At 67.0% G+C, this 651-nt stretch carries 1 protein-coding gene; it reads left to right on the forward strand.

All coding sequences use genetic code 11. From position 1 onward, the window contains the following. Positions 1 to 146: 146 nt before the first annotated feature. Positions 147 to 572, forward strand: a complete 426-nt coding sequence (locus KME79_RS44340; protein ID WP_148031685.1) for a hypothetical protein — start codon at positions 147 to 149, stop codon at positions 570 to 572. Positions 573 to 651 lie beyond the last annotated feature (79 nt).

The raw sequence follows: 651 nt of genomic DNA on the forward strand, positions 1-651 counted from the left end.
ACCTACGGCACGATGTCCCTGCACCGGCGCCTGGTACGCGACTACGAACACGATCAGGCCAGCTCCGAGTCACGGGTGTACTGGGCGATGACCGACGTGATGAGCCGCCGGCTGACCGGCCCTTCCACTCCCGCCTGGCGAACCACGTGAGCGCCCCGGACCCCGGCGCGTGGCTGCTCAGCAGGATCGACGCGCGCGAGGCGGCCCTGACCGGCGAGGCCGAGCAGACCCGCAGCTTGATCAACGACCTCACCGCGCGCCTCCGCGAACTCGATGAAGCTCTCGATCATCTGCGGATCACCCGCAAGACCCTGCTGTCCCTCGCAGACGAGCCGGACGCCACGACGGCCGCACCGCCTGCCGAACTGCCTGGCCATCCCGTCTACCAGCAGATTCTCGCCATCTTCGCCGATGTCGCCCAGCCCATGCGGGCCCGTGATCTCTGCCTGGCGCTGGACCTGCCCATCGTGGCCAAGAACATCGAGAACGTCCGGTCCAAGCTCAAGCGTCTGGTCAGCAAGGGCGTCCTCGTCGAATCCGAGCCGGGGTTGTTCGCTCAGCCGCGTCCGTAGCTCCGCTACGAGTCACTTGACCAGCCCGCCTCACCCAATCGCAACGGCGAAAGGGGCATCAACTATCGAACCGCCCTCT

Origin of the sequence: Nonomuraea harbinensis (assembly GCF_019396385.1) — a bacterium.
Lineage (GTDB): Bacteria > Actinomycetota > Actinomycetes > Streptosporangiales > Streptosporangiaceae > Nonomuraea > Nonomuraea ferruginea.